The organism is Aeromicrobium sp. Leaf245, assembly GCF_942548115.1.
GTDB lineage: Bacteria > Actinomycetota > Actinomycetes > Propionibacteriales > Nocardioidaceae > Aeromicrobium.
This window is the reverse complement of record NZ_OW824151.1, coordinates 1,157,236-1,181,207: the sequence shown is the minus strand read 5'-3', so window position 1 is coordinate 1,181,207 and position 23,972 is coordinate 1,157,236. Positions and strand designations below refer to the sequence as shown.

Here is a 23,972-nt window from a genome sequence, read left to right as displayed (position 1 = left end):
GGACGCGCCCCGGACCGCGCGGTCAGAGACCGAGCGCGGCGTCGATGCGCGCCTCGACCTCGTCGACCGTGCCCATCCCGTCGACCTCGCGCAGCAGGCCCCGCTCGCGGTAGACCGGCAGCAACGGCGCGGTCTCGGCGATGTAGACCTCCTGGCGGTGCCGGATGACGTCCTCGGTGTCGTCGGCGCGACCGCTGGTCTCGGCCCGCTTCAGCAGTCGGCCGATCAGCTCCTCGTGATCCACCGTCAGCACCAGCACGTGGTCGAGCTGGGACCCCAGGTCGGAGAGGATCGTGTCGAGGGTCGAGACCTGCTCGACCGTCCGCGGGTAGCCGTCCAGGATGAACGCGTCGCGCGCGTCGTCCTGGGCCAGTCGATCCTTCACCATGGCGTTCGTGACCTCGTCGGGCACGTACTCACCGGCGTCCATGTAGCGCTGGGCCGTCTTCCCCAGCTCGGTCTGCTGCTGCACGTTCGCCCGGAAGATGTCACCGGTCGAGATGTGGGCGCCGCTGATGCGCTGGGCGAGCGTCGCCGCCTGCGTCCCCTTGCCCGCCCCCGGCGGGCCCATGATGAGAAGTCGCGTCACCGCAGGAACCCTTCGTAGTTGCGCTGCTGGAGCTGGCTCTCGATCTGCTTCACCGTGTCGAGGCCGACGCCCACGATGATGAGGATCGACGTGCCGCCGAACGGGAAGTTCTGGCTCGCGCCGAGCAGGGCGACGGCGATCATCGGGATGAGCGCGACCATGCCCAGGTACACCGCGCCGGGCGCCGTGATGCGGCTCAGGACGTACGCGAGGTAGTCCTGCGTGGGACGACCCGCGCGGATGCCCGGGATGAACCCGCCGTACTTCTTCATGTTGTCGGCGACCTCTTCGGGGTTGAAGGTGATCGCGACGTAGAAGTAGGCGAAGAACACGATCAGCGCGAAGTACGTGATCATGTAGTACGGGTGGTCGCCCCGCACGAAGTGGTCGTTGATCCAGACCGCGCCCACGCCGTCCGGACGGAACTGGGCGTAGAGGGCCGGCAGGTACAGCAGGCTCGAGGCGAAGATCACCGGGATGATGCCGGCCTGGTTGACCTTCAGCGGGATGTAGGTCGACGAGCCGCCGAACATGCGACGCCCGACCATCCGCTTGGCGTACTGGACGGGGATGCGCCGCTGGGCCTGCTCGATGAAGATGACCGCCGCGACGATCACGAGACCGACGGCCACGACGGCGGAGAACGTCGCCCAGCCCTTCTGCTCCTTGATCAGCCACATCGCGCCGGGGAAGGTGGCGACGACCTGCGTGAAGATCAGGATCGACATGCCGTTGCCGACGCCGCGGTCGGTGATGAGCTCGCCGAGCCACATGATGACGGCGGTGCCGGAGACCATGACGAGCACGATGAGCAGGAAGGCCAGGATGCTGTCCTGGCGGTAGAGCAGGTCGCCGCAGTCGACGCCGCCGAACAGCTGTCCGCTGCGCGCCAGGGCCACGATGCCGGTCGCCTGGAGCACGGCCAGACCCAGCGTGAGGTAGCGGGTGTACTGCGTGATCTTCGCCTGACCGGACTGGCCCTCCTTCTTGAGGGCCTCGAGCCTGGGGATGACCACGACGAGCAGCTGCAGGATGATGCTCGCGGTGATGTACGGCATGATGCCGAGCGCGAACACGGTGAGCTGCAGGAGCGCACCACCGGAGAAGACGTTGATGAGCGCGAACAGGCTGCTGTTCTCGCCCTGGGAGGCGAGGTCGACGCAGCGCTGGACGTTGCTGACGTTGATGCCGGGAGCCGGAAGGGTCGAGCCGAGACGGAACAGCACGATGACGCCGAGGACGAACAGCAGCTTGCGCCGCAGGTCAGGCGTCTTGAACGCGTTCACGAAGGCGCTGAGCACCTGATGTCCTCCTCGATCGTGGAACCCGTACGGGCCCCCGCGACTCTAACAGTCAGTTCTCGCAGGTCGGCCGTTGCCCGGTGGTTGCAGGACGGTCGTCCTGCGCCGGCACGGCGTCTGCGTCGGCACGAGGTGCCGGACGACGAACGACGGCGAGGCTCTCGGGTGGACCCGAGGGGTCCGAGAGCCTCGCCGTCGTGCGTCAGAGCGTCATTCAGAGCTCGGTCGCGCTGCCGCCGGCGGCCTCGATCTTGCTGCGGGCCGAACCGGAGAACTTGTGAGCCGTGACCTGGACGGCGACCGAGAGGTCGCCCTCGCCGAGCACCTTGACCAGGTGGCCCTTGCGGACCGCCCCGGCCTCGACCAGCGCGTCCACGTCGATGGCGCCACCCTCGGGGAAGAGGGTGCCGATCCGCTCGACGTTGACGACCTGGTACTCCTCACGGAAGGGGTTCTTGAACCCCTTCAGCTTGGGCAGGCGCATGTGGAGGGGAATCTGGCCACCCTCGAAACCGGCCGGCACCTGGTAGCGGGCCTTGGTGCCCTTGGTGCCGCGGCCGGCGGTCTTGCCCTTGGAGCCCTCACCGCGACCCACACGGGTCTTCGCGGTCTTGGCACCGGGGGCGGGGCGCAGGTGGTGGAGCTTCAGCGCCATGTCAGTCAACCTCCTTGACGTCCACGAGGTGCGGGATGGTCTCAGCCATGCCGCGGATCTCCGGACGGTCTTCCTTGACGACGACGTCACCGATGCGCTTGAGACCCAGCGACCGCAACGTGTGGCGCTGGTTCTGCTGGCGACCGATGGCCGAACGAACCTGGGTGATCTCGAGACGTGCCATCAGACACCAGCCTCGACGGGCGCGTTCTGCGCCTCCTTGATGCCCTCGGCCTGCGCCTTGAGCAGGGCGGCGGGCGCGACGTCCTCGACCGACAGGCCGCGACGCTGCGCGACCATCTCGGGCGACTCCAGGCCCTTGAGGGCCGCCACCGTCGCGTGGACGATGTTGATGGAGTTCGAGGAACCGAGCGACTTGCTCAGCACGTCGTGCACACCGGCGGCCTCGAGCACCGCGCGCACCGGGCCACCGGCGATGACGCCGGTACCGGGCGATGCCGGACGCAGGAAGACGACACCGGCCGCCTTCTCGCCCGTCACCGGGTGCGGGATGGTGCCCTGGATGCGCGGGACGCGGAAGAAGTTCTTCTTCGCCTCCTCGACACCCTTGGAGATCGCCGTGGGGACCTCCTTGGCCTTGCCGTAGCCGACACCGACCTGGCCGTCACCGTCGCCGACGATCACGAGGGCGGTGAAGCTGAAGCGACGTCCACCCTTGACCACCTTCGCGACACGGTTGATCGTGACGACCTTCTCGATGTAATTGGACTTGTCGCCGCCGCGGTCGCCTCGACCACCGCGACGGTCTCCGCCTCCTCGGCGGTTCTGCTGGGCGCTCATGCGGCACTCCCCATGTCGTTGGTGTTGATGTTGTGGGTCATCAGAACTCCAGCCCGCCTTCACGCGCACCGTCAGCCAGCGCCGCGACACGACCGGCGTACCGGTTGCCCGCGCGGTCGAAGACGACGCTCTCGATGCCGGCGGCCTTCGCCCGGTCGGCCACGAGCTCGCCGACCTTCTTCGCCTTGGCGGTCTTGTCGCCCTCGAAGGACCGCAGGTCGGCCTCGAGGGTCGAGGCCGAGGCCAGCGTGTGACCCTCGAGGTCGTTCACGACCTGGGCCACGATGTGCTTGCTGGACCGGGTCACGACGAGACGAGGACGCTCGGGCGAGCCGTGGAGCTTCTTGCGACCGCGGATCTGGCGACGCGCGCGCGACGTGGCGCGAGCGGAGCGACCCTTGGACTGCTTGATGGAGACGGCCATCACTTACCAGCCTTTCCAGCCTTGCGCAGCACGCGCTCGCCGGCGTAACGGACGCCCTTGCCCTTGTAGGGCTCGGGCTTGCGGATCTTGCGGATGTTCGCGGCGACCTCGCCGACCGACTGCTTGTCGATGCCGATGACCGAGAACTTGGTCGGGGCCTCCACGTTGAACGTGATGCCCTCGGGGGCCTTGACGACCACGGGGTGGCTGAAGCCGAGCGCGAACTCGAGCTCCGTCGGGCCCTTGGACAGGACGCGGTAGCCGACGCCGACGATCTCGAGCTTCTTCTCGTAGCCGTCGGTGACGCCGACGACCATGTTGCTGATGAGCGTGCGGCTCAGCCCGTGGAGGGCCTTGCTCCTGCGCTCGTCGTCGGGACGGTTGACCTCGAGGCTGCCGTCCTCACCACGGGCGACCGTGATGGGGTCGGCGACCGTGTGGGACAGCTCGCCCTTGGGGCCCTTGACGCGGACGTCCTGGCCTTCGATGGTGACCTCGACGCCGTTCGGGACGGCGACGGGCAGCTTGCCGATGCGCGACATGTGTTCGTCTCCTCCCTCACCAGACGTAGGCGAGGACTTCTCCGCCTACACCCTTGGTCGTGGCCTGACGATCGGTCAGCAGGCCCTGGCTAGTCGAGATGATGGCGACACCGAGTCCGCCGAGCACCTTCGGCAGGTTCGTGGACTTGGCGTACACCCGCAGGCCCGGCTTGCTGATGCGGCGGATGCCGGCGATCGAGCGCTCGCGCTGGGGGCCGTACTTGAGGGTGATCTGCAGGTTCTTGGCCACCTCGCCCTCAGCGGGCTCGATGACGCGGTAGTCGGTGATGTAGCCCTCCTGCTTGAGCAGGGCGAGGACGCCCTCCTTCAGCTTGGAGTACGGCGCCGACACCTCGTCGTGGAACGCCTGGTTGCCGTTGCGGATCCGCGTGAGCAGATCCGCGATCGGATCGGTCATGGTCATGGTGGTGTGTTCCGTTCCTGCCGCGGTTTCGCATCCCGTGCCCCCAGGCGATGTGCCACGCGGGTGAGGGAGGACCTACGACGGTCGTGAGGGTTGGTGGATTACCAGCTGCTCTTGGTGACGCCCGGGAGCTCGCCGCGGTGTGCCATCTCGCGCAGGCAGATGCGGCACAGGCCGAACTTCTTGTACACCGAGCGGGGACGGCCGCAGCGCTGGCAGCGCGTGTAGCCACGGACCGCGAACTTGGGCTTGCGGGCCGCCTTGATCTTCAGGCCGGTCTTCGCCATGTCAGTTCTCCTTGAATGGGAAGCCGAGCCGCTTCAGCAGCGCGCGACCCTCGTCGTCGTTGATGGCCGTGGTGACGATGGTGATGTCCATGCCACGCGAGCGATCGATCTTGTCCTGGTCGATCTCGTGGAACATGACCTGCTCGGTGAGACCGAAGGTGTAGTTGCCGCGGCCGTCGAACTGCTTGCCGTTCAGACCACGGAAGTCGCGGATGCGCGGGAGGGCGAGCGTCAGCAGACGATCGAGGAACTCCCACATGCGGTCGCCCCGCAGCGTGACGTGCGCGCCGATCGGCATGCCCTCACGCAGCTTGAACTGGGCGATCGACTTGCGCGCCTTGGTCACCTGCGGCTTCTGGCCCGTGATGGCGGTGAGGTCGCGGATCGCGCCCTCGATGAGCTTGCCGTCGCGAGCAGCCTCGCCGACACCCATGTTGACGACGATCTTCGTCAGCCCGGGCACCTGCATGACGTTCGCGTGGTCGAACTCCTCGCGCAGGGCCGGGAGGATCTCCTCGCGGTACTTGGCCTTCAGCCGCGGAGCGGCGGTGGTGGACTCGGCCATGCTCAGATCTCCTTTCCGGTCTTGGAGGACACGCGCACGCTGCGCTGGGCCTCGTAGCTGGAACCGTCTGCACGGTTCTTGGTCACGTCGTCGCGGCGGTAGGACACGCGCGTGGTGGTCTTGTCACCGTCGACGTCGACCACGAGCATCACGTTCGAGACGTGGATCGGGGCCTCACGCGTGATGATGCCGCCCTGGCCGCCGTCGGCGCCGGCGCGCGTGTGCCGCTTGATGCGGTTCACGCCCTCGACGATGACGCGGTTGCGCTCGGCGATCACCTCGATGACCTTGCCCTCGACGCCCTTGTCGGCTCCGGCGATGACCTTGACCTGGTCACCCTTGCGGATCGACAGCGTCGACTTCTTGTTGCTGGTCATGTCAGAGCACCTCCGGGGCGAGCGAGATGATCCGCATGAACTTCTTGTCGCGCAGCTCGCGGCCCACGGGGCCGAAGATGCGCGTTCCACGCGGATCGCCGTCGGTCTTCAGGATGACCGCGGCGTTCTCGTCGAACTTGATGTACGAACCGTCCGGACGACGGCGCTCCTTGACGGTGCGCACGATGACGGCCTTGACGACGTCGCCCTTCTTGACGTTGCCGCCGGGGATGGCGTCCTTGACGGTGGCGACGATGGTGTCGCCGATACCGGCGTAGCGTCGACCCGATCCGCCGAGAACACGGATGCAGAGGATCTCCTTCGCACCGGTGTTGTCGGCGACCTTGAGTCGCGACTCCTGCTGAATCATCTGTCTCTCACTTCGCCTTCTCGAGGATCTCCACGACGCGCCAGCGCTTGGTGGCCGACAGCGGGCGGGTCTCCTGGATGAGCACACGGTCGCCGACGCCGGCCGCGTTGGCCTCGTCGTGCGCCTTGAGCTTCACGTTGCGACGCAGCACCTTGCCGTACAAGGCGTGCTTGACGCGGTCCTCGACGATGACGACGACGGTCTTGTCCATCTTGTCGCTCGTGACGAGTCCCTCGCGCACCTTGCGGTAGTTGCGGTCGCTGCTGGGGGTGTCGTTCGTGGTGGTCACGGTTTCCTTCTCGCTGGTGCTCATGCCTCGACCGCCTCGATGATGCCCAGCTCGCGCTCGGTCAGCACCGTGTAGATGCGGGCGATGTCGCGACGGACGGTCTTGAGGCGAGCGGTGTTGTCGAGCTGGCCCGTGGCGTTCTGGAAGCGCAGGTTGAACAGCTCTTCCTTGGCCTCGCGCAGCTTGGTCTCCAGAGCCTCGGCATCGAGGCCGCGCAGCTCTGCGGCAGTGGTCTTCGCAGCCATGCTCAGAACCCTCCCTCGGTGTCGCGGGTGATGAAGCGGGCCTTCATCGGCAGCTTGTGGATGGCGCGGCGCATCGCCTCACGGGCGACCTCCTCGGTCACGCCCGACAGCTCGAACATGACGCGTCCGGGCTTGACGTTCGCGACCCACCACTCGGGCGAGCCCTTGCCCGAGCCCATGCGGGTCTCGGCCGGCTTCTTGGTCAGCGGGCGGTCGGGGTAGATGTTGATCCACACCTTGCCGCCACGCTTGATGTGACGCGTCATGGCGATACGAGCGGACTCGATCTGGCGGTTGGTCACGTAGTGACCTTCGACCGCCTGGATGCCGAAGTCGCCGAACGCGAGCTCCGTGCCGCCCTTGGCCATGCCGCGCCGCTTGGGGTGGTGCTGCTTGCGGTACTTGACCCTACGAGGCATCAACATCAGGACTGCCCTCCTTCGGTGGCAGCGCCCGCGGCGGCCGCGGCAGGAGCTGCCTCGGCTGCGGGTGCGGCCTGCTCGGCCGAGGCCTGCGCAGCACCCTGTGCTGCCGGAGCCTGACCAGCCTGGTCGTCACGTGCGGGACGACGCCCGCGCTGGGGGCGACGGCTGCCGGGAGCGGCGGCGCGACGCGCGGTCTCGGCCTCGCGCTCGGCGCGGGTACCGGCGACCTCACCCTTGTAGATCCACACCTTGACGCCGATGCGACCGAAGGTGGTCTTGGCCTCGTAGAAGCCGTAGTCGACGTCGGCGCGGAGCGTGTGCAGGGGCACGCGGCCCTCGCGGTAGAACTCCGAGCGGCTCATCTCGGCGCCGCCGAGACGACCCGAGCACTGGATCCGGATGCCCTTGGCACCGGAGCGCATGGTCGTCTGCATCGCCTTGCGCATCGCGCGACGGAACTGCACGCGACCGCTCAGCTGCTCGGCGACACCCTGAGCGACGAGCTGGGCGTCGAGCTCGGGCTGCTTGACCTCGAGGATGTTGAGCTGCACCTGCTTGCCGGTGAGCTTCTCGAGCTCACCACGGATGCGGTCGGCCTCGGCGCCGCGGCGACCGATGACGATGCCCGGACGCGCGGTGTGGATGTCGACGCGGACGCGGTCACGCGTGCGCTCGATCTCCACGCGGCTGATGCCGGCGCGATCCATGCCCTTGGTCAGCAGCTTGCGGATCTTGACGTCCTCACCGACGTAGCTGCTGTACAGCTTGTCGGCGTACCAGCGGCTCTTGTGGTCGGTCGAGATGCCGAGTCGGAAGCCGTGCGGGTTGATCTTCTGGCCCATGTCAGCGACCGCCCTTCTTCGAGTTCTTGCGCGACTGCGGCACGTCAGCGGCCGGCTGCACGACGACGGTCAGGTGGCTCGTGCGCTTGAGGATGCGGTTGGCCGCACCCTTGGCGCGCGGGCGCCAACGCTTCATGGTCGGCCCCTCGTCGACGTGCACGACGGAGATCACGAGGTCGGACGCGTCCAGGCCCTCGGTGGTCTCGGCGTTCGCGACGGCGGACTCCACGAGCTTGTAGAAGTTCGACGCGACGGCCTGCGGAGCGAACCGCAGGATCGCGAGAGCCTCGTCGGTGTCCATGCCGCGGACCAGGTCGCCGACACGGCGGGCCTTCTGCGGCGTGACCCGCACGAAGCGGGCCACGGCGAACGCGCCCGGTGCGTCGCCCAGCAGGCGCTCGCGGCGCGCGCTGACGTTGTCTCGGGTGGCTGCACTCATCGCCTCTTGGCCTTTCGATCGTCCTTCTCGTGACCGCGGAAGGTACGGGTGGGGGCGAACTCGCCCAGCTTGTGCCCGACCATCGCGTCGGTGATGAACACCGGGACGTGCTTGCGGCCGTCGTGCACGGCGACCGTGTGTCCGATGAAGGACGGCAGGATCATCGAGCGACGCGACCAGGTCTTGATCACGGTGTGGGTTCCGGCCTCGTTCTGAGCGTCCACCTTCTTCTCGAGGTGGCCGTCGACGAAGGGACCCTTCTTCAAACTACGGGGCATTCTCTACTCCTGGTTCCTGAGCTCGTCGTAGCTCAGCGGCCGGACTTGCGGCGGCGGACGATCATCTGGTCGCTGGCCTTGCGCTTGCGCGTACGGCCCTCGGGCTTGCCCCACGGGGAGACGGGGTGACGTCCACCGGACGTCTTGCCCTCGCCACCACCGTGCGGGTGGTCGATCGGGTTCATGGCGACACCACGGACGGTCGGGCGCTTGCCCTTCCAGCGGTTGCGTCCTGCCTTGCCCCAGTTGATGTTGGACTGCTCGGCGTTGCCGACCTCGCCGATCGTGGCGCGGCAGCGGACGTCGACGTAGCGCATCTCGCCGGAGGGCAGGCGCACCTGGGCGCGCGTACCCTCCTTGGCGACCAGCTGGACACGCACTCCGGCGGACCGACCCATCTTGGCGCCACCACCGGGACGCAGCTCCACGGCGTGGATCTGGGTACCGACGGGGATGTTGCGCAGCGGCAGGTTGTTGCCGACCTTGATGTCGGCGGTCGGCCCGGCCTCGATGGCCTGGCCCTGACGGATGCCGTCGGGCGCGATGATGTAGCGCTTCTCGCCGTCGGCGTAGTGCAGGAGCGCGATGCGCGCGGTGCGGTTGGGGTCGTACTCGATGTGAGCGACCTTGGCCGGCACGCCGTCCTTGTCGTAGCGCTTGAAGTCGATCACGCGGTAGGCACGCTTGTGGCCGCCACCCTGGTGGCGCGTGGTGATGCGACCCTGGTTGTTGCGGCCGCCCTTCTTGGGCAGCGGCTCCACGAGGGACTTCTCCGGCGTGGTGCGGGTGATCTCGGCGAAGTCGGCGACGCTGGAGCCTCGACGGCCCGGCGTGGTCGGCTTGTACTTGCGAATAGCCATGTCTGGTCAGTCCTCAGCTCGGGCTCGAGAAGATGTCGATGCTCTGGCCGGCGGCGACGCTCACGATGGCCCGCTTGGTGTCCTTGCGCTTGCCCTCACCGTTGCGGGTGCGACGCGTCTTGCCCTTGCGGTTGATCGTGTTGACGGCCGTCACCTTGACGCCGAACACGTTCTCGACGGCGATCTTGATCTCCGTCTTGTTCGCGTCCGGACGCACCAGGAACGTGTACTTGTTGTCGTCGATGAGCGCGTACGTCTTCTCGGAGACGACGGGCGCGATCAGGACGTCGCGGTGGTCCTTGTGCAGGGTGCTCATGCTCACTCACCAGCCTTCGTGAAACCGGCGGCCTGCGCGGTCTCCTCGGTGTCGAACCAGACCTCGGCGACCGTCTGGTCGTACCAGGGGCTGTCCGCGGTGTGGTACTTCATCGAGTCGGCGTTGCCCTTGATCTCGTGACCCTTGGGGGCGTTGCCGCTCTTGAGCGGGGCCTTGGAGCCGGGACCGTAGGGCTGCGTCTTGGTCGCACCCTCGGTCGCGTCGGCGGCCGGGGCCTCGACCTTCTCGGCGGGCTCGGCGTCGGCCTTCGTGGCCTCGGCCTTCTTCGCCGGAGCCTTCTTCGCCTTGGCCTTCGTGGCCGGCTTCGCAGCAGGCTTGGCGTCGGCCTCGACGACCGCGGCGCTCAGCGCGACGGTCTCGGTGCCCTCGGCCGAACGCGCCTCGACGAAGGCCTCGAACGCGGCCTGCGTGAAGATCACGTCGTCGCTCAGCACGACGTCGTACGTGTTCAGCTGGTCGAAGGTCAGCACGACGAGGTCGGTGACGTTGCGCAGGCTCTTGGCCGTCAGCGCGTCCTCGCGCTTGACGACCACGAGCACGCGGCGACGCGTGGTGAGCTCGGCGATCGCGGCGACGGCGGCCTTGGTGGAGGGCACCTCACCGGTGACGAGCGACTCCACCACGTGCAGACGTCCGGAGCGGGCCCGGTCCGAGAGGGCACCGCGCAGGGCGGCGGCCTTCATCTTCTTGGGGGTCCGCTGGTCGTAGCTGCGCGGCGTGGGGCCGTGCACGATGCCACCACCGTTGTACTGGGGTGCGCGGATCGAGCCCTGACGGGCGCGGCCGGTTCCCTTCTGGCGGTAGGGCTTCTTGCCACCACCGGACACCTCGCCACGCGACTTGACGTCGTGCGTGCCCTGACGGGCGGCGGCGAGCTGGGCGGTGACGACCTGGTGGATCAGGGGGATGTTCGTCTGCACGCCGAAGATGTCGACGGGCAGCGCGGCATCAATGGTCTTGACGGCCATGGATCAGGCTCCCTTCGCGGCAGAGCGGACCACGACGAGTCCACCCTTGGGGCCGGGGACCGCGCCCTTGACGAGGATGACGCCCTTGGCGGCATCCACGGCGTGGACGGTCAGGTTCTGGGTGGTGACGGTCTCGGCGCCCATGTGGCCGGCCATGCGCAGGCCCTTGAAGACGCGACCCGGGGTGGCGCAGCCACCGATCGAGCCGGGCTTGCGGTGGTTGCGGTGCGCGCCGTGGGAGGCTCCGACGCCGGAGAAGCCGTGACGCTTCATGACGCCGGCGAAGCCCTTGCCCTTGCTCGTGGCGGTCACGTCGATCTCGTCGCCCGCGGCGAAGATCTCCGGGGAGATCTCCTGGCCCAGGGCGTAGTCGGCGATGGCCTCGGTGCGGATCTCGACGACGTGGCGGCGCGGCGTGACGCCGGCCTTCGCGAAGTGTCCGGCCTCGGGCTTGTTGACCTTGCGTCCGTCGATCTCGCCGAAGCCGATCTGGACGGCGCTGTAGCCGTCGGTCTCGGGCGTGCGGATCTGCGTGACGACGTTGGTCTCGGCAGCGAGGACCGTGACGGGCACGATCTTGCCCTCGGCGTCCCAGACCTGGGTCATGCCGAGCTTGCGGCCCAGGAGGCCGCGCGCGTTGACGGTGGAGGAGGTGCTCATGTGTTCAGGTCCTCCCTCAGAGCTTGATCTCGATGTCGACACCGGCCGGCAGGTCGAGTCGCATGAGCGAGTCGACGGTCTTCGGCGTCGGGTCGATGATGTCGATGAGCCGCTTGTGCGTACGCATCTCGAAGTGCTCGCGGCTGTCCTTGTACTTGTGCGGCGACCGGATGACGCAGTACACGTTCTTCTCGGTCGGCAGGGGCACGGGGCCGGCCACGGAGGCTCCGGTGCGCGTGACCGTGTCGACGATCTTGCGCGCCGAGGTGTCGATCACCTCGTGGTCGTAGGCCTTGAGCCGGATACGGATCTTCTGTCCCGCCATGCTCTGGTCGTCCTTACTCTTCGTCAGCTGTGTGTGCCCCTGGGGCTGGTTCTCCCTGGAGGGGATCGCTCCCCCTCCGCCCCCGAGGTCGGGCGTGTCGCGGAGTTGACCACGAGCGTGCGCGAACCTTCTGGAGTTGGGTGGTTGGACCGCCGGTCCCGGGCCGCGGCCTCTGACGAGTCCGCGTCTCCTACGTTTCCAGCAGCCAGGCCGTTCACCGTGCGGCGCACCCGTCGGTCCCGGCGTGAGTTCCGGGCAAGCACGCCCCAGCAATACGGCCGGAGCAACCGCACTAGTCTGACAGAGACTCCCCCGCAAACACAAATCGCCCCCTCCCCCGTTCTCGGGGGGCACGCGTGGGGGCTCCGTCGCCCCGCGGTTGCGCGGCGTCAGCACCCGCTGAGCCTGCTGCTGCGTCGGGCCGGCTCCTCCTCGCGGTGGGCTCCGAAAGGGCCTCGACCGAGGACCTCGGTGCGCCTCCGGACCGGGCTCGCGAGCTCCGGCGGGGCCAGGAGGTAGGTAGCGCACCGAACCACTCCGTCAGAGGTAGGTGACGCACCTGTCTGCCGCGCTGAGAGGTGCGATGCCTACCGCAGACCAGACGGTCGGGCGCGTCACCTACCCCCACGCACTCGCCGACTGCCCGGGAGCCCGCCCGAACCCGGTGCCACCCGGCCGACCCCCGCAGGAAACCCGCCCACGAGCCCGGACACGACGAAGCCCCCCGGACCCGAGGGTCCGAGGGGCTTCGTCTCAGCAGTGCTGGTGTGTCGTCAGATCACTTGTTGATCTTGGTGACACGACCGGCGCCGACGGTGCGGCCGCCCTCGCGGATGGCGAAGCGCAGGCCCTCCTCCATGGCGATCGGCTGGATCAGCTCGACGCTCATCTCGGTGTTGTCGCCGGGCATGACCATCTCGGTGCCCTCGGGCAGCGTGACGACGCCGGTGACGTCCGTCGTGCGGAAGTAGAACTGCGGACGGTAGTTGTTGAAGAACGGCGTGTGACGGCCACCCTCCTCCTTGGACAGGATGTAGACCTGGCCCTCGAACTCCGTGTGCGGCGTGGTGGAACCGGGCGCGATGATGACCATGCCGCGCTCGACGTCCTCACGCTTCGTGCCACGCAGGAGCAGTCCGACGTTCTCGCCGGCCTGGCCCTCGTCGAGCAGCTTGCGGAACATCTCGATGCCCGTGACGGTCGTCGTCTGCTTGGTCTCACGGATGCCGACGATGTCGACGGTCTCGTTGACCTTGACGATGCCGCGCTCGATGCGACCGGTGATGACCGTGCCACGACCGGTGATCGTGAAGACGTCCTCGACCGGCATGAGGAACGGCTTGTCCGTCTCACGCGGGGGCAGCGGGATGTACTCGTCGACCGCGTTCATGAGCTCGAGGATCGACTCGCCCCACTTGGCGTCGCCCTGCAGCGCCGGGTGAGCAGCGACCTTGACGACGGGGACGTTGTCGCCGTCGAACTCCTGGTCGCTGAGCAGCTCGCGGACCTCGAGCTCGACGAGCTCCAGGATCTCCTCGTCGTCGACCATGTCGCACTTGTTCAGGGCGACGACCATGGCGGGGACGCCGACCTGGCGGGCCAGGAGGACGTGCTCACGGGTCTGCGGCATCGGGCCGTCGGTGGCGGCGACCACGAGGATCGCGCCGTCCATCTGAGCCGCGCCGGTGATCATGTTCTTGACGTAGTCGGCGTGACCGGGGCAGTCGACGTGCGCGTAGTGACGGTTCTCCGTCTGGTACTCCACGTGCGCGATCGAGATCGTGATGCCGCGCTGACGCTCCTCGGGAGCCTTGTCGATCTGGTCGAAGGCCGAGGCCTCGTTCAGATCGGGGTACTTGTCGTGCAGCACCTTGGTGATCGCCGCGGTCAGCGTCGTCTTACCGTGGTCGATGTGACCGATGGTGCCGATGTTCATGTGCGGCTTGGTCCGCTCGAACTTCGCCTTAGCCACTGGGGCTCCTTCTGGGTTGTGAGTTGCAGTGTCTGGAATGTTGCCGGATCTGAAAGCCGTCGGGTCCCGCGGGGAGACCTAGGCCACCTTACCGATGACGCCGAGCGTTACTCGCCGCGGGCCTTCTTGATGATCTCCTCCGCCACGGCCTTGGGGACCTCGGCGTAGGAGTCGAACTGCATCGAGTACGAGGCACGCCCCGAGGTCTTGGACCTCAGGTCGCCCACGTAGCCGAACATCTCGGACAGCGGTACCAGTGCCTTGATCATCTTGGCACCGCCGTAGCCCTCCTCCATCGCCTGGACCTGTCCACGGCGGGAGTTGAGGTCGCCGATCACGTCGCCCATGTAGTCCTCGGGCGTCGTGACCTCGACGGCGAACATCGGCTCGAGCAGAGCCGGGTCGGCCTTGCGTGCGGCCTCCTTGAAGGCCATGTTGCCGGCCAGCTTGAACGCCAGCTCGCTGGAGTCGACGTCGTGGTACGCGCCGTCCTCCAGGGTGAACTTGACGTCGACCATGGGGTAGCCGGCGAGCACGCCGAACTCCATGGCTGCCTGACCGCCGGCGTCGACCGAGGGGATGTACTCCTTCGGCACGCGACCACCGGTGACCTCGTTGTGGAACTCGTAGCCGCCCTCGCCGCCCGCGTCGGGGCCGTTGGGGGCCACGCCGATGACGACCTTGGCGAACTGTCCGGAACCACCGGTCTGCTTCTTGTGGGTGTAGCTGTGACCGGTGACCGTCTTCTTGATGGTCTCGCGGTACGCGACCTGCGGCTTGCCGACGTTGGCCTCGACCTTGAACTCGCGCTTCATGCGGTCCACGAGGATGTCGAGGTGGAGCTCGCCCATGCCGGCGATGATCGTCTGTCCGGTCTCCTCGTCGGTGTGGACCTGGAACGTCGGGTCCTCCTCGGCGAGCTTCTGGATGGCGACGCCGAGCTTCTCCTGGTCGCTCTTGGTCTTGGGCTCGATGGCGACCTGGATGACCGGGTCGGGGAAGGTCATCGACTCGAGCACGATCGGCTTGGCCGAGTCGGCCAGCGTCTCGCCCGTGGTCGTGTCCTTGAGGCCCATGACGGCCACGATCTGGCCGGCGCCGACCGACGCGATCTCCTCACGCTTGTTGGCGTGCATCTGGTAGACCTTGCCGATCCGCTCCTTGCGGCCCTTGGTCACGTTGAGCACCGAGGTGCCCGACTCCAGGCGACCGGAGTACACGCGGACGAAGGTGAGCTTGCCCAGGTGCGGGTCCGTGGCGATCTTGAAGGCCAGGCCGGCGAACGGCGCGTCCTCCGACGGCGGGCGGGTGTCCTCGACGGTCTCGTCCTTGGCGTCGTGGCCCTTGACGTCGCCCACGTCGATCGGGGACGGCAGGAAGTCGACGACGGCGTCGAGCAGGGGCTGCACGCCCTTGTTCTTGAACGCCGTGCCGCACAGCACCGGGTTGAGCTCGGCGGCCAGGGTGGCGCGACGGATCGCGGCCTTCAGCTCGTCGACGGGGATGTCCTCGCCGTCGAGGAACTTCTCGGCGATCGCGTCGTCGACGTCGGAGAGCGTCTCCAGGAGGGCCTCGCGACCCTCGGCGGCGGCGTCGGCGAGCTCGGCCGGGATCTCCTCGACCGTGTAGTCCTCACCGATCGTCGTCTCGCCGCGCCACGTGAGGGCACGCATGCCGACGAGGTCGACGACGCCGAGGAAGTCGCTCTCGGCACCGATCGGCAGCTGCAGGACCAGCGGCGTGGCGCCGAGGCGCTCGCGGATGGTCTTGACGCAGAAGTCGAACGAGGCGCCCGTGCGGTCGAGCTTGTTGACGAAGCACATGCGCGGCACGCCGTACTTGTCGGCCTGGCGCCACACGGTCTCGGACTGCGGCTCGACACCGGCGACACCGTCGAACACGGCGACGGCACCGTCGAGGACGCGCAGCGAGCGCTCGACCTCGACCGTGAAGTCGACGTGACCGGGGGTGTCGATGATGTTGATCTGGTGGTCCTTCCACCAGCAGGTCGTCGCGGCGGACGTGATGGTGATGCCGCGCTCCTGCTCCTGCTCCATCCAGTCCATGGTGGCGCCGCCGTCGTGGACCTCACCGATCTTGTAGGTGATGCCGGTGTAGAACAGGATCCGCTCGGTGGTGGTGGTCTTGCCGGCGTCGATGTGCGCCATGATGCCGATGTTGCGGACCCGGGTCAGGTCGGTGGTGATGTCGGTTGCCACGTGGCTTCAGCTTTCCTTCGGAAGTCTTGGATGTTCTGTCGCCGGAGCACCGGGGTGCTCCGGCGAACCGGCTACCAGCGGTAGTGGGCGAAGGCGCGGTTGGCCTCTGCCATCTTGTGCGTGTCCTCGCGCTTCTTGACGCTGCCGCCGAGGCCGTTGCTGGCGTCGAGGAGCTCGTTCATGAGGCGCTCGGCCATCGTCTTCTCGCGACGCTCGCTCGAGTACTTGACCAGCCAGCGCAGGGCGAGGGTGGTCTGGCGGGCGGGGCGGACCTCGATCGGGACCTGGTAGGTCGCACCGCCGACACGACGGGACTTGACCTCGAGGGCGGGCTTGACGTTGTCGAGCGCGCGCTTGAGGGTGACGACCGGGTCGGTGCCGGACTTGTCGCGGGTGCCCTCGAGCGCGGTGTAGACGATGCGCTGGGCGGTCTGCTTCTTGCCGTCGACGAGGATCTTGTTGATCAGCATCGTGACGAGCTGGTTGTTGTAGACCGGGTCGGTCTCGGGGATGCGCTTCGGCGCGGGACCCTTGCGAGGCATTAGCTCTTCTCCTTCTTCGCGCCGTAGCGGCTGCGAGCCTGCTTGCGACCCTTGACACCCTGGGTGTCGAGGGAGCCGCGAACGATCTTGTAGCGCACACCCGGGAGGTCCTTCACACGACCGCCACGCACGAGCACGATGGAGTGCTCCTGGAGGTTGTGGCCCTCACCGGGGATGTACGCGGTGACCTCGGTACCGGAAGACAGACGCACACGAGCGACCTTGCGAAGCGCCGAGTTCGGCTTCTTCGGGGTCGTGGTGTAGACGCGGGTGCAGACACCGCGGCGCTGGGGCGAGCCCTTGAGTGCCGGCGTGGTGGTCTTGGTCACCTTGGTCTGGCGGCCCTTGCGGACCAGCTGGTTGATCGTGGGCACTACGGACTTCTTTCTTCAGGCGAGAAGGACTCTGAGTCGTGCTGCACTCGCCGCCGAACTGGTGCTGGGTGGCGGGATGCGCGCAGCGGCCTGGCAGATCCAGGCACAGCACTCAACAGTACCTTCCCGCACAACGCCCGAGCAAATCGCGGAGTTCCCGCGGCCGGGCTGCTCCGGACGGGTCTCGTCCTGCGGCTGCGTCGGCTCGGACTCGTCCTGCGGCTGCGCTGCCTCGGCGCCGAGCCGGGTCAGGCTCCGAAAGGCCTCGAACGGGGAGCCGACCGGGCCGGCGGGGCCACCACCGGGCAGTGAGAGGTAGGTGGGCCGCGCCACGCGAGGGGTGGAGGTAGGCCGCCCGCGGATGGCGGGCCCGTATCCGCGGGCGGCCTACCTCCCGGGGCGGCTGAAGCGCGGGCCACCTACCGCGCGGGGCACGGAGCGGGCGCACCCGGATCGGCGCGCACCCAGGTCCCTCGTCGAGGCCTCCGCGGCGCAGGTCCGCGGCGAGGCGCGGCGGCGCAGCCGCAGGACGGGACGAAGCCGGGCGGCGCAGCCTCGGGACGAGACCTACTCCCCCGGCGCGAGCAGCTCGGTCAGGTGGATCGCCGGCACGTCGGCCAGGTCGTCGAGCTGGGTGCGGCAGGAGAAGCCGTCGGCCAGGACGACCGCGCCCTCCCCCATCGCGCGGACGGCGGGCATCAGCTGCTGCTCCGCGACCGCCACCGACACCTCGTAGTGGCCACGCTCGACCCCGAAGTTGCCGGCCAGGCCGCAGCAGCCCGACAGCCTCGTGACCGTGGCCCCGGTCCGGCCGAGCAGGTCCATGTCGGCCTCGAAGCCGAGCACCGACGACTGGTGGCAGTGCGGCTGGACGACGACCTCGGTGCCCCTGAGGTCCGGCGGCTCCCAGCCGTCGGTCCGCGCCAGCAGCTCGGCCACGGTGTGGACGCCGGCCGCGACCTCGACGGCCCGCGGGTCGTCGGTCAGCTCCACGGCGTCGGACCGCAGGACGGCGAGGCACGAGGGCTCGAGGCCGACCACCGGCACGCCGGCGGCGACGTACTCGTGCAGCACGGCCACGGTGCGCTCGACGAGCTCGCGGGCGGTGTCGAGCTGGCCGGTCGTGATCCACGTGAGCCCGCAGCAGGACTGCTTCTGCACGACCTCGACCCGGTAGCCGGCGGACTCCAGGAGCCGGACGGCGGCGAGGCCGCCCGACGTGGAGAAGTACTCGGTGAAGGAGTCGGCCCAGATCGCCACGCGCGGTCGCTCGTCGCGGGAGGCCTCGGCCCGAGCGGTGAGCAGCGGTCGCGCCGCCCGGCTGAAGCGCTGCGTGGCGAAGGCAGGCAGGCTGCGACGCTGGTCGACGCCCGCCACCCAGCGAGCCACGTGGGCGAGTCCGGGCACGCGCAGCGCGAGGTTCGCCAGGCGAGCCACCGGAGAGGTGAGCCGCGCCCAGAACGGCAGCTTGCCGAGCACGTAGTGGCTGCGGGGACGGACCCGCCCCCGGTAGGTCTGGTGCAGCACCTCGGACTTGTAGGTGGCCATGTCGATGCCGGTGGGGCAGTCGTTCAGGCAGCCCTTGCAGGAGAGGCAGAGGTCGAGCGCCTCGTGCACCTCGGGAGCGCGGTAGCCGCCGGTGACGAGACGTCCGTCGACCATCTCCTGCAGCACACGGGCGCGGCCACGGGTGGAGTCCTTCTCGTCGCGGGTGGCCTGGAACGAGGGGCACATGACGCCGTTCGACGTCCGGTTGTCGGCCAGGCACTTGCCGACGCCGGTGCAGCGGTGCACGGCGGCACCCAGGTCGCCGTCGTCGTGCAGCAGGCGCAGGCCGCGACGGGTGCCCTGGAGGCCCGCGGCCCACCCCTTGCCCTGCGCGCGTAGATCGGCATCCAGGGCGCGCACGCCCGGCAGGGGTGCCGGGACTCCGCGGCCATGGGGGGCGGCGGACGGCACAGGATCGGGGTCGACGAGGACGCCGGGGTTGAGCAGGTCGTCGGGGTCGAGCACGTGCTTGACGCCGCGGAAGAGCGCGAGAGCCGGGGCGGAGTACATGAGCGGCAGCAGCTCCGAGCGGGCCCGGCCGTCGCCGTGCTCGCCCGAGAAGGAGCCACCGTGCGACGCGGTCAGGCGGGCGGCGTCCTCGATGAAGGCCCGGTACCCGGCCGGACCACCGGGCTCGGAGATCGGGAAGTCGATCCGCACGTGCACGCAGCCGTCGCCGAGGTGGCCGTACGGCTCGCCGTGCAGGTCGTGCTGCTGGAGCAGGGCGTCGAAGTCGCGCAGGTAGGCGCCGACGCTCGCGGGCGGCACGGCGGCGTCCTCCCAGCCGGAGAGCGCGGGGCGGTCCCAGATGCGTGACGCGAGACCGGCGCCCTCCTCGCGGATCCGCCAGAACGCCGCCTGCTCGGCCACCGACGTCACGTGGCGGTGCGCCAGCGCGGCCGAGTCGGCCACGACGCGGTCGGCCTGGGCCGCGAGCTCGGCGGGGTCGTCGCCGGCCAGCTCCACGTAGAGGAAGCCGCCGCCGCGGGGATACTCGGGCACGCCCGCGGCACCCTTGGCGGCCCGGTAGACCTCGATGATCCGGGCGCCGAGGCCCTCGCAGGCGATCGGACCGTGCGGAAGCATGGTGGGCACGTCGTCCCCGGCCTCGGCCATCGACCCGTACCCCAGCACGACGAGGTGCACGTGGCGCGGCGTGGCCACCAGGTCGACGGTGGCACCGAGCAGCACGCCGAGCGTGCCTTCGGACCCGGCCATGAAGGACGCGACGTCGAAGCCCCGCTCGGGCAGCAGGTGCTCGAGGCTGTAGCCGGAGACCTGGCGGCCGAAGCGGCCGAGCTCGGTGCGCACGGTCGCGAGATCGGTCGCGACGACGTCGCGCAGCCGGTCCAGGGTGGGCGACGTCGCGGTGACGTCACGGCCCACCACCAGGCGCTCCCCCGTCCCCGCGGCGAGGTCCAGCGCGGCCACGTTGTCGGAGCTGCGGCCGTACCCGAGGGCACGGTTGCCGCACGCGTTGTTGCCGATCATGCCGCCGATCGTGCAGCGGGTGTGCGTGGACGGGTCGGGCCCGAAGCGCAGGCCCTGCGGCGCCGCGACCTTCTGCAGCGCCGCGTGCACCACACCCGGGTCGACCCGTGCGACCCGCCGCTCGGCGTCGACCTCGTGCACCCGGTTGAGGTGCTTGGCGAAGTCGACCACGATCCCGGTGCCGACGGCGTTGCCGGCGATGGAGGTGCCGGCGCCGCGGGACGTGACGGGCACCCCGGTGGCGCGCGACGCGTCGAGGACGGCGAGCACCTCGTCGACCTCGCGCGGCCGCACGACCACCTGCGGCACGACGCGGTAGAGCGAGGCGTCGGTGCTGTAGAGCGCACGCGTGGTGGTCGAGTCGTCGACGTCGGCGACGCCGCGGCGGCGCAGCTCGGCCACCACGTCGGACGCGGAGGCGCTCCCGGCCGTCGGCGGCGCCTCGAGGCTCACCACAGCTCGAGCGAGGCGTCGAGGATCCCCGCGACGTCGTCCTCGGTGACCTCGCGCGGGGCCGTGGCGAGGAGGCGCTGCTGCTTCATGGCGCCCTCGACGAGCGGGTCGAGGTCGGCGGCGCCGAACCCGACGGCGGCGAGGCCGGCGGGGATGCCGACGTCGCGCATGACCGCCGTGAGCACCTGCGGCAGCAGGTCGGCCGGGTCGTCGGTCATGACGGCGTCGGGGTCGAGCAGGCGGGCGGCGCGCACGTGGCGGTCGGGGGCGGCGTCGAAGGTGAACCGGAACGCGGCGGGTGCGGTGAGGGACACCGCCATGCCGTGCGGCACGAGGCCGGCGTGGCCTGAGGCGCCGTCGTCCGCCGGGTAGTGGTCGGGACGGAACTCGCGGACCTGTCCGGCGATCGGGTAGGCGTTCGCGTGCGGGATGTGCACGCCCGCGTTGCCGAACCCGAGCCCGGCGAAGGTGGCGGCCGTGGCGACCTGCGTGCGTGCCTCGAGGTCGCCGCCGTGGGTCACGGCGCGACGGAAGGACGTGGCCATGAGGGCGAGAGCGCGCTCGGACCAGACGTCGGAGATCGGGTTCGAGCCGCAGTAGGGCACCCGCTGGTCGGCGGTCTTGGCCTCGTAGGACGCGTAGGGCCGAGCCGTGTAGCTCTCCAGCGCGTGGCACAGGATGTCGAGCCCGGACGCGGCGGTCACGTTCGCCGGCTGGGTCAGGGTCAGCTCGGGGTCCACGACGGCCAGGGTCGGCCGCAGCCGGGGGTGGGAGATGCCGGTCTTGACGTGCTGGCTCACCACGTCGAGGACGCAGATGGTCGTGCTCTCGCTGCCCGTCCCGGTCGTGGTCGGCACGGCCACGAGGGGAAGCAGCGGGTTGGCCGGGGCGCGACCGCCGCCGACGGGCGCGTTCACGTAGTCCATGAGCTCGCCGTCGTTGGTGAGCATCAGGTCGACGGCCTTGGCGGTGTCGATGCTGCTGCCGCCACCGACCGCGAGCACGGCGTCGAACGGACCGTTCTCGCGGGCGAAGGAAATGGCCTCGAGCAGGCTCGCGTCGGTGGGCTCCACCCGACTCCGGTCGAAGGTCACGACGTCGATCCCGTCGCGACCGACGCGCTCGGCGATCTCGGCGGGCGCCCCGGTGGCGGCCACGCCGGGGTCGGTCACCAGCAGGACCCGGCGCGCGCCCAGCACGGCGAGGTCGTGGCCGAGCTCGTGGCGGGCGCCGACGCCCAGCTTGAGGCCGGGAGCACCGTAGGTGAAGACGGTCTCGGGATGGTCGGGGGCGAACCCGCTCGCACCGTGGCTCATGTCCGCTCCTGCCGGCCGGGATCCGATGATCGGGAGATGTCGTCCGACAGTAGCATGCTACTGACGACGAACGAGGCGGTCCGCGTCCTCCAGGCCGCGACGTCGACCTCCGGGTCCAGCTGGCGCGCGAGCAGCTCGGCGGTGTGCACGAGGTGGTCGCGCATGAGCACCGCCGCGCTCCGGACGTCACCGGCGACGACCGCCTCGACGATGGGCGTGTGCTCCTCGAGGATCTCCTGCGCACCACGCGACCGGTGCAGGGTCACCGCGCCTCGCGCCTGGATGGAGGCGCGCAGCGCCAGCACCTCCTCCCCCAGCCTGCTGTTGCCGCTCACCGCGTGCAGGGCGGCGTGCAGGGCCCGGTCGTGGCCGTCGAACGCCTGCTCGTCCCCGTCCCTGGCCGCCTGCGCCATCGCCGCCAGGTGACCCTCCAGAGCGGCGCACTGGTCGGCGTCGGCGTGCCGTGCGGCGAACGCGGCGGCGGGGACCTCCAGCAGCAGGCGCAGGTCGAAGACCTCCAGCACGTCCTGCACCGTGACGCCCCGGACCCGGAGCCCCCGGTTGCGCTCGACCGTGACGAGCCCGGCGTCGGCCAGGCGGAGCACGGCCTCGCGCACGGGGGTGCGGGAGACCTCGAGCTCGTCGGCGAGCCGGTAGATCGAGTGCTGGGACCCCGGAGCCATCCGACCGGTCAGGATCTCCTCCCGCAGGCGGGCGAACACCCGCTCGGCGGTCGTCGTGCGGGCGGTCATCGCGTCGCCTCCTCGCCCCGTGTCCGGACCTGACGCGCCAACCTACCGCGCCCGCGTCGACCTGGGAGGCGCACCGTTGTGCGCCTGCGGCAGGATGGAACGGACCGGTTCGCGCTCCGGACCGGTCGAGGCACGCCCCCGCACCGGGCTCGACCCAGCCCCGAGGAGACCCATGAGACGGACCGCGACCCTGCTCGCCCTCGTCGGCGTGCTCACCCTCGGCGCGTGCGAGACCCGGTCCCAGTCCGACGTCGACCCGAGTGCCGACCCGAGCGCCCAGGCCTCTGCCGCCGTCGACGTCACCGAGCACGAGTCCGGCCCGCAGAGCCCGATCTCCTACGGGCTGGAGGTGCCCTCCGGCGCCGCGCAGCTCGGCCCGCTCGTGCGCTACCGCAGCCCCGCACTCATCCAGGCCTACCAGCCGCAGCTCGACGCGGCCGAGGCCCAGAGGGAGGCGGCCGAGGCCGCCGGCGACGAGGACGCCTCCGAGGCACCGGAGCCCACGCCGAGCGAGAGCGAGACGCCCGCGACGCGCCCCAGCGACGACACCTTCGCCCTCATCGACGACGCACCTCGCCCCGACGTCACGATCTCGCTGCTGCGCGTCGACGGGGACCCGACGCTCGTGCTGCGGCGGCTGATCGCCCAGGTCAACGCCGTCATCCCCGATGCCAACCTCGTCGAGGACGACCTCTCGCAGTACTGCAGGGCCGAGGGCAAGCGGATCACCGGCTGCACGGTCTCCGCGCGCGGCGCCACCGCCGACGACCGCGACATCCGCATCACCATCACCGCCGACCCCGGCGACGTGGCCACCCGCACCGCGTACCCGGCCAGCGACCGCCGCCCCGTCATGACCGTGCGCGCCGAGTACCTGGGCGATCCCCGCAGTGGCCAGCTGGAGCCCCGCGCCTCCTCGGCCGAGGTCCCCCGCGACGTCGAGGGCGAGGACCGGTCCGGGCTCATCTGGCCGAGCATGGACGTCGAGGCCGAGGGCAGCGAACCCCTGCTCGATGGACGCTGGACCGTCCCGTCCACGGGGACCCTCCTGCTGAGCGGCGACCGACCGCGCTTCGCGGCCGTCGTGGCCGACCGGGTGCGCGAGGCCGACGCGATCGCCGAGGACTTCGCGGCCAGCGTCGGGACCCCCACCAAGGACGTGGTGGAGGACCTCAACGAGATCAGCACGACGTACTCGGCGCGCGGCGAGGACGGGAGCCGCGCCCGCGCGACCTTCGTGCTGTCGGCCCGCGGGAGCTACGCGATGCTCTTCTACACGCCCGCGCCCGCCAAGCCCTGATC

Annotated in this window: 31 protein-coding genes; 1 reads left to right on the top strand and 30 read right to left on the bottom strand. The window is 69.6% G+C overall.

Features of this window, described 5'->3' with window-relative positions:
* Window positions 1–22: 22 nt before the first annotated feature.
* From NBW76_RS05900 to NBW76_RS05755, 30 genes are all read right to left on the bottom strand, one after another.
* Window positions 23–589: an adenylate kinase gene (locus NBW76_RS05900; RefSeq protein ID WP_255353796.1), complete on the bottom strand. Its 567-nt coding sequence runs from the start codon at window positions 587–589 to the stop codon at window positions 23–25.
* On the bottom strand, window positions 586–1,890 hold the full coding sequence (gene secY / locus NBW76_RS05895) for a preprotein translocase subunit SecY (protein WP_055964329.1): 1,305 nt from the start codon (window positions 1,888–1,890) through the stop codon (window positions 586–588). Before secY ends, NBW76_RS05900 begins: the two co-directional genes overlap by 4 nt.
* 214 nt (window positions 1,891–2,104) lie before the next feature.
* Window positions 2,105–2,545, bottom strand: coding sequence for a 50S ribosomal protein L15 (rplO, locus tag NBW76_RS05890; RefSeq protein ID WP_055964326.1), 441 nt, complete (start codon window positions 2,543–2,545; stop codon window positions 2,105–2,107).
* A 1-nt stretch (window position 2,546) separates the two neighbouring features.
* Window positions 2,547–2,729, bottom strand: coding sequence for a 50S ribosomal protein L30 (gene rpmD, locus NBW76_RS05885; RefSeq protein WP_055964323.1), 183 nt, complete (start codon window positions 2,727–2,729; stop codon window positions 2,547–2,549).
* Complete coding sequence (gene rpsE / locus NBW76_RS05880) at window positions 2,729–3,346, bottom strand: 30S ribosomal protein S5 (protein WP_055964320.1); 618 nt, start codon at window positions 3,344–3,346, stop codon at window positions 2,729–2,731. Before rpsE ends, rpmD begins: the two co-directional genes overlap by 1 nt.
* A 40-nt stretch (window positions 3,347–3,386) precedes the next feature.
* Window positions 3,387–3,770 carry a 50S ribosomal protein L18 gene (gene rplR, locus NBW76_RS05875; RefSeq protein ID WP_055964318.1) on the bottom strand — a complete coding sequence of 128 codons (384 nt, stop codon included), beginning with the start codon at window positions 3,768–3,770 and terminating at the stop codon, window positions 3,387–3,389.
* The gene (gene rplF, locus NBW76_RS05870; protein ID WP_055964315.1) at window positions 3,770–4,312 is read right to left on the bottom strand and encodes a 50S ribosomal protein L6; all 543 of its coding nucleotides are present in this window, start codon (window positions 4,310–4,312) and stop codon (window positions 3,770–3,772) included. The genes rplR and rplF overlap by 1 nt, the downstream gene beginning before the upstream one ends.
* A 16-nt stretch (window positions 4,313–4,328) precedes the next feature.
* A complete protein-coding gene (gene rpsH, locus NBW76_RS05865) occupies window positions 4,329–4,736 on the bottom strand; it encodes a 30S ribosomal protein S8 (RefSeq protein ID WP_055964313.1) in 408 nt (135 codons plus the stop codon).
* A 101-nt stretch (window positions 4,737–4,837) separates the two neighbouring features.
* Complete coding sequence (locus NBW76_RS05860) at window positions 4,838–5,023, bottom strand: type Z 30S ribosomal protein S14 (protein WP_055964310.1); 186 nt, start codon at window positions 5,021–5,023, stop codon at window positions 4,838–4,840.
* A 1-nt stretch (window position 5,024) separates the two neighbouring features.
* Window positions 5,025–5,588: a 50S ribosomal protein L5 gene (gene rplE, locus NBW76_RS05855; protein WP_055964307.1), complete on the bottom strand. Its 564-nt coding sequence runs from the start codon at window positions 5,586–5,588 to the stop codon at window positions 5,025–5,027.
* 2 nt (window positions 5,589–5,590) lie between these two features.
* Window positions 5,591–5,965, bottom strand: coding sequence for a 50S ribosomal protein L24 (rplX, locus tag NBW76_RS05850; protein ID WP_055964304.1), 375 nt, complete (start codon window positions 5,963–5,965; stop codon window positions 5,591–5,593).
* A gap of 1 nt (window position 5,966) precedes the next feature.
* Window positions 5,967–6,335 carry a 50S ribosomal protein L14 gene (rplN, locus tag NBW76_RS05845; RefSeq protein ID WP_055964301.1) on the bottom strand — a complete coding sequence of 123 codons (369 nt, stop codon included), beginning with the start codon at window positions 6,333–6,335 and terminating at the stop codon, window positions 5,967–5,969.
* Between the two features lie 7 nt (window positions 6,336–6,342).
* Window positions 6,343–6,648: a 30S ribosomal protein S17 gene (gene rpsQ, locus NBW76_RS05840; RefSeq protein ID WP_056555843.1), complete on the bottom strand. Its 306-nt coding sequence runs from the start codon at window positions 6,646–6,648 to the stop codon at window positions 6,343–6,345.
* A complete protein-coding gene (rpmC, locus tag NBW76_RS05835; RefSeq protein ID WP_055964293.1) occupies window positions 6,645–6,869 on the bottom strand; it encodes a 50S ribosomal protein L29 in 225 nt (74 codons plus the stop codon). The genes rpsQ and rpmC overlap by 4 nt, the downstream gene beginning before the upstream one ends.
* Window positions 6,870–6,871: 2 nt before the next feature.
* A complete protein-coding gene (rplP, locus tag NBW76_RS05830; RefSeq protein ID WP_055964290.1) occupies window positions 6,872–7,294 on the bottom strand; it encodes a 50S ribosomal protein L16 in 423 nt (140 codons plus the stop codon).
* The gene (gene rpsC / locus NBW76_RS05825; RefSeq protein ID WP_055964287.1) at window positions 7,294–8,136 is read right to left on the bottom strand and encodes a 30S ribosomal protein S3; all 843 of its coding nucleotides are present in this window, start codon (window positions 8,134–8,136) and stop codon (window positions 7,294–7,296) included. Before rpsC ends, rplP begins: the two co-directional genes overlap by 1 nt.
* Before the next feature lies 1 nt (window position 8,137).
* A complete protein-coding gene (gene rplV, locus NBW76_RS05820) occupies window positions 8,138–8,575 on the bottom strand; it encodes a 50S ribosomal protein L22 (protein WP_082480222.1) in 438 nt (145 codons plus the stop codon).
* A complete protein-coding gene (gene rpsS, locus NBW76_RS05815; protein ID WP_055964284.1) occupies window positions 8,572–8,853 on the bottom strand; it encodes a 30S ribosomal protein S19 in 282 nt (93 codons plus the stop codon). The genes rplV and rpsS overlap by 4 nt, the downstream gene beginning before the upstream one ends.
* 32 nt (window positions 8,854–8,885) lie before the next feature.
* Complete coding sequence (rplB, locus tag NBW76_RS05810) at window positions 8,886–9,713, bottom strand: 50S ribosomal protein L2 (RefSeq protein WP_055964281.1); 828 nt, start codon at window positions 9,711–9,713, stop codon at window positions 8,886–8,888.
* Between the two features lie 13 nt (window positions 9,714–9,726).
* Window positions 9,727–10,029 carry a 50S ribosomal protein L23 gene (rplW, locus tag NBW76_RS05805; protein WP_055964278.1) on the bottom strand — a complete coding sequence of 101 codons (303 nt, stop codon included), beginning with the start codon at window positions 10,027–10,029 and terminating at the stop codon, window positions 9,727–9,729.
* A 2-nt stretch (window positions 10,030–10,031) separates the two neighbouring features.
* Window positions 10,032–11,018 carry a 50S ribosomal protein L4 gene (rplD, locus tag NBW76_RS05800; RefSeq protein WP_056555845.1) on the bottom strand — a complete coding sequence of 329 codons (987 nt, stop codon included), beginning with the start codon at window positions 11,016–11,018 and terminating at the stop codon, window positions 10,032–10,034.
* A gap of 3 nt (window positions 11,019–11,021) precedes the next feature.
* Window positions 11,022–11,678: a 50S ribosomal protein L3 gene (gene rplC, locus NBW76_RS05795; protein ID WP_055964270.1), complete on the bottom strand. Its 657-nt coding sequence runs from the start codon at window positions 11,676–11,678 to the stop codon at window positions 11,022–11,024.
* Between the two features lie 16 nt (window positions 11,679–11,694).
* On the bottom strand, window positions 11,695–12,003 hold the full coding sequence (gene rpsJ, locus NBW76_RS05790; RefSeq protein WP_055964267.1) for a 30S ribosomal protein S10: 309 nt from the start codon (window positions 12,001–12,003) through the stop codon (window positions 11,695–11,697).
* A gap of 778 nt (window positions 12,004–12,781) precedes the next feature.
* The gene (gene tuf / locus NBW76_RS05785; protein WP_055964264.1) at window positions 12,782–13,975 is read right to left on the bottom strand and encodes an elongation factor Tu; all 1,194 of its coding nucleotides are present in this window, start codon (window positions 13,973–13,975) and stop codon (window positions 12,782–12,784) included.
* Window positions 13,976–14,082: 107 nt separating this feature from the next.
* Entirely contained in the window at window positions 14,083–16,194 is a 2,112-nt protein-coding gene (fusA, locus tag NBW76_RS05780; protein WP_055964261.1) for an elongation factor G, read from the bottom strand.
* A 71-nt stretch (window positions 16,195–16,265) separates the two neighbouring features.
* Entirely contained in the window at window positions 16,266–16,736 is a 471-nt protein-coding gene (rpsG, locus tag NBW76_RS05775) for a 30S ribosomal protein S7 (RefSeq protein WP_055964258.1), read from the bottom strand.
* Window positions 16,736–17,110 carry a 30S ribosomal protein S12 gene (gene rpsL, locus NBW76_RS05770; protein WP_055964255.1) on the bottom strand — a complete coding sequence of 125 codons (375 nt, stop codon included), beginning with the start codon at window positions 17,108–17,110 and terminating at the stop codon, window positions 16,736–16,738. Before rpsL ends, rpsG begins: the two co-directional genes overlap by 1 nt.
* A 567-nt stretch (window positions 17,111–17,677) precedes the next feature.
* Window positions 17,678–20,605 (bottom strand): FAD-binding and (Fe-S)-binding domain-containing protein, encoded by a 2,928-nt coding sequence (locus tag NBW76_RS05765; RefSeq protein ID WP_235493039.1) that lies wholly within the window; start codon window positions 20,603–20,605, stop codon window positions 17,678–17,680.
* The gene (locus tag NBW76_RS05760) at window positions 20,599–21,918 is read right to left on the bottom strand and encodes a hydroxyacid-oxoacid transhydrogenase (protein WP_056555847.1); all 1,320 of its coding nucleotides are present in this window, start codon (window positions 21,916–21,918) and stop codon (window positions 20,599–20,601) included. Before NBW76_RS05760 ends, NBW76_RS05765 begins: the two co-directional genes overlap by 7 nt.
* Window positions 21,915–22,670, bottom strand: coding sequence for a GntR family transcriptional regulator (locus NBW76_RS05755; RefSeq protein WP_056555851.1), 756 nt, complete (start codon window positions 22,668–22,670; stop codon window positions 21,915–21,917). Before NBW76_RS05755 ends, NBW76_RS05760 begins: the two co-directional genes overlap by 4 nt.
* A gap of 172 nt (window positions 22,671–22,842) precedes the next feature.
* Between NBW76_RS05755 and NBW76_RS05750 the strand changes: the two genes are divergently transcribed.
* Window positions 22,843–23,970, top strand: a complete 1,128-nt coding sequence (locus NBW76_RS05750) for a hypothetical protein (RefSeq protein ID WP_056555854.1) — start codon at window positions 22,843–22,845, stop codon at window positions 23,968–23,970.
* The last annotated feature ends 2 nt before the right edge of the window (window positions 23,971–23,972 follow it).

Coding starts and splice junctions, on each gene's coding strand:
- rplO (WP_055964326.1), bottom strand. CDS start 2,545: ATGGCGCTGAAGCTCCACCACCTGCGCCCCGCCCCCGGTGCCAAGACC.
- rpmD (WP_055964323.1), bottom strand. CDS start 2,729: ATGGCACGTCTCGAGATCACCCAGGTTCGTTCGGCCATCGGTCGCCAG.
- rpsE (WP_055964320.1), bottom strand. CDS start 3,346: ATGAGCGCCCAGCAGAACCGCCGAGGAGGCGGAGACCGTCGCGGTGGT.
- rplR (WP_055964318.1), bottom strand. CDS start 3,770: ATGGCCGTCTCCATCAAGCAGTCCAAGGGTCGCTCCGCTCGCGCCACG.
- rplF (WP_055964315.1), bottom strand. CDS start 4,312: ATGTCGCGCATCGGCAAGCTGCCCGTCGCCGTCCCGAACGGCGTCGAG.
- rpsH (WP_055964313.1), bottom strand. CDS start 4,736: ATGACCATGACCGATCCGATCGCGGATCTGCTCACGCGGATCCGCAAC.
- NBW76_RS05860 (WP_055964310.1), bottom strand. CDS start 5,023: ATGGCGAAGACCGGCCTGAAGATCAAGGCGGCCCGCAAGCCCAAGTTC.
- rplE (WP_055964307.1), bottom strand. CDS start 5,588: ATGGCCGAGTCCACCACCGCCGCTCCGCGGCTGAAGGCCAAGTACCGC.
- rplX (WP_055964304.1), bottom strand. CDS start 5,965: ATGACCAGCAACAAGAAGTCGACGCTGTCGATCCGCAAGGGTGACCAG.
- rplN (WP_055964301.1), bottom strand. CDS start 6,335: ATGATTCAGCAGGAGTCGCGACTCAAGGTCGCCGACAACACCGGTGCG.
- rpsQ (WP_056555843.1), bottom strand. CDS start 6,648: ATGAGCACCAGCGAGAAGGAAACCGTGACCACCACGAACGACACCCCC.
- rpmC (WP_055964293.1), bottom strand. CDS start 6,869: ATGGCTGCGAAGACCACTGCCGCAGAGCTGCGCGGCCTCGATGCCGAG.
- rplP (WP_055964290.1), bottom strand. CDS start 7,294: ATGTTGATGCCTCGTAGGGTCAAGTACCGCAAGCAGCACCACCCCAAG.
- rpsC (WP_055964287.1), bottom strand. CDS start 8,136: ATGGGCCAGAAGATCAACCCGCACGGCTTCCGACTCGGCATCTCGACC.
- rplV (WP_082480222.1), bottom strand. CDS start 8,575: ATGAGTGCAGCCACCCGAGACAACGTCAGCGCGCGCCGCGAGCGCCTG.
- rpsS (WP_055964284.1), bottom strand. CDS start 8,853: ATGCCCCGTAGTTTGAAGAAGGGTCCCTTCGTCGACGGCCACCTCGAG.
- rplB (WP_055964281.1), bottom strand. CDS start 9,713: ATGGCTATTCGCAAGTACAAGCCGACCACGCCGGGCCGTCGAGGCTCC.
- rplW (WP_055964278.1), bottom strand. CDS start 10,029: ATGAGCACCCTGCACAAGGACCACCGCGACGTCCTGATCGCGCCCGTC.
- rplD (WP_056555845.1), bottom strand. CDS start 11,018: ATGGCCGTCAAGACCATTGATGCCGCGCTGCCCGTCGACATCTTCGGC.
- rplC (WP_055964270.1), bottom strand. CDS start 11,678: ATGAGCACCTCCTCCACCGTCAACGCGCGCGGCCTCCTGGGCCGCAAG.
- rpsJ (WP_055964267.1), bottom strand. CDS start 12,003: ATGGCGGGACAGAAGATCCGTATCCGGCTCAAGGCCTACGACCACGAG.
- rpsG (WP_055964258.1), bottom strand. CDS start 16,736: ATGCCTCGCAAGGGTCCCGCGCCGAAGCGCATCCCCGAGACCGACCCG.
- NBW76_RS05760 (WP_056555847.1), bottom strand. CDS start 21,918: ATGAGCCACGGTGCGAGCGGGTTCGCCCCCGACCATCCCGAGACCGTC.
- NBW76_RS05755 (WP_056555851.1), bottom strand. CDS start 22,670: ATGACCGCCCGCACGACGACCGCCGAGCGGGTGTTCGCCCGCCTGCGG.
- NBW76_RS05750 (WP_056555854.1), top strand. CDS start 22,843: ATGAGACGGACCGCGACCCTGCTCGCCCTCGTCGGCGTGCTCACCCTC.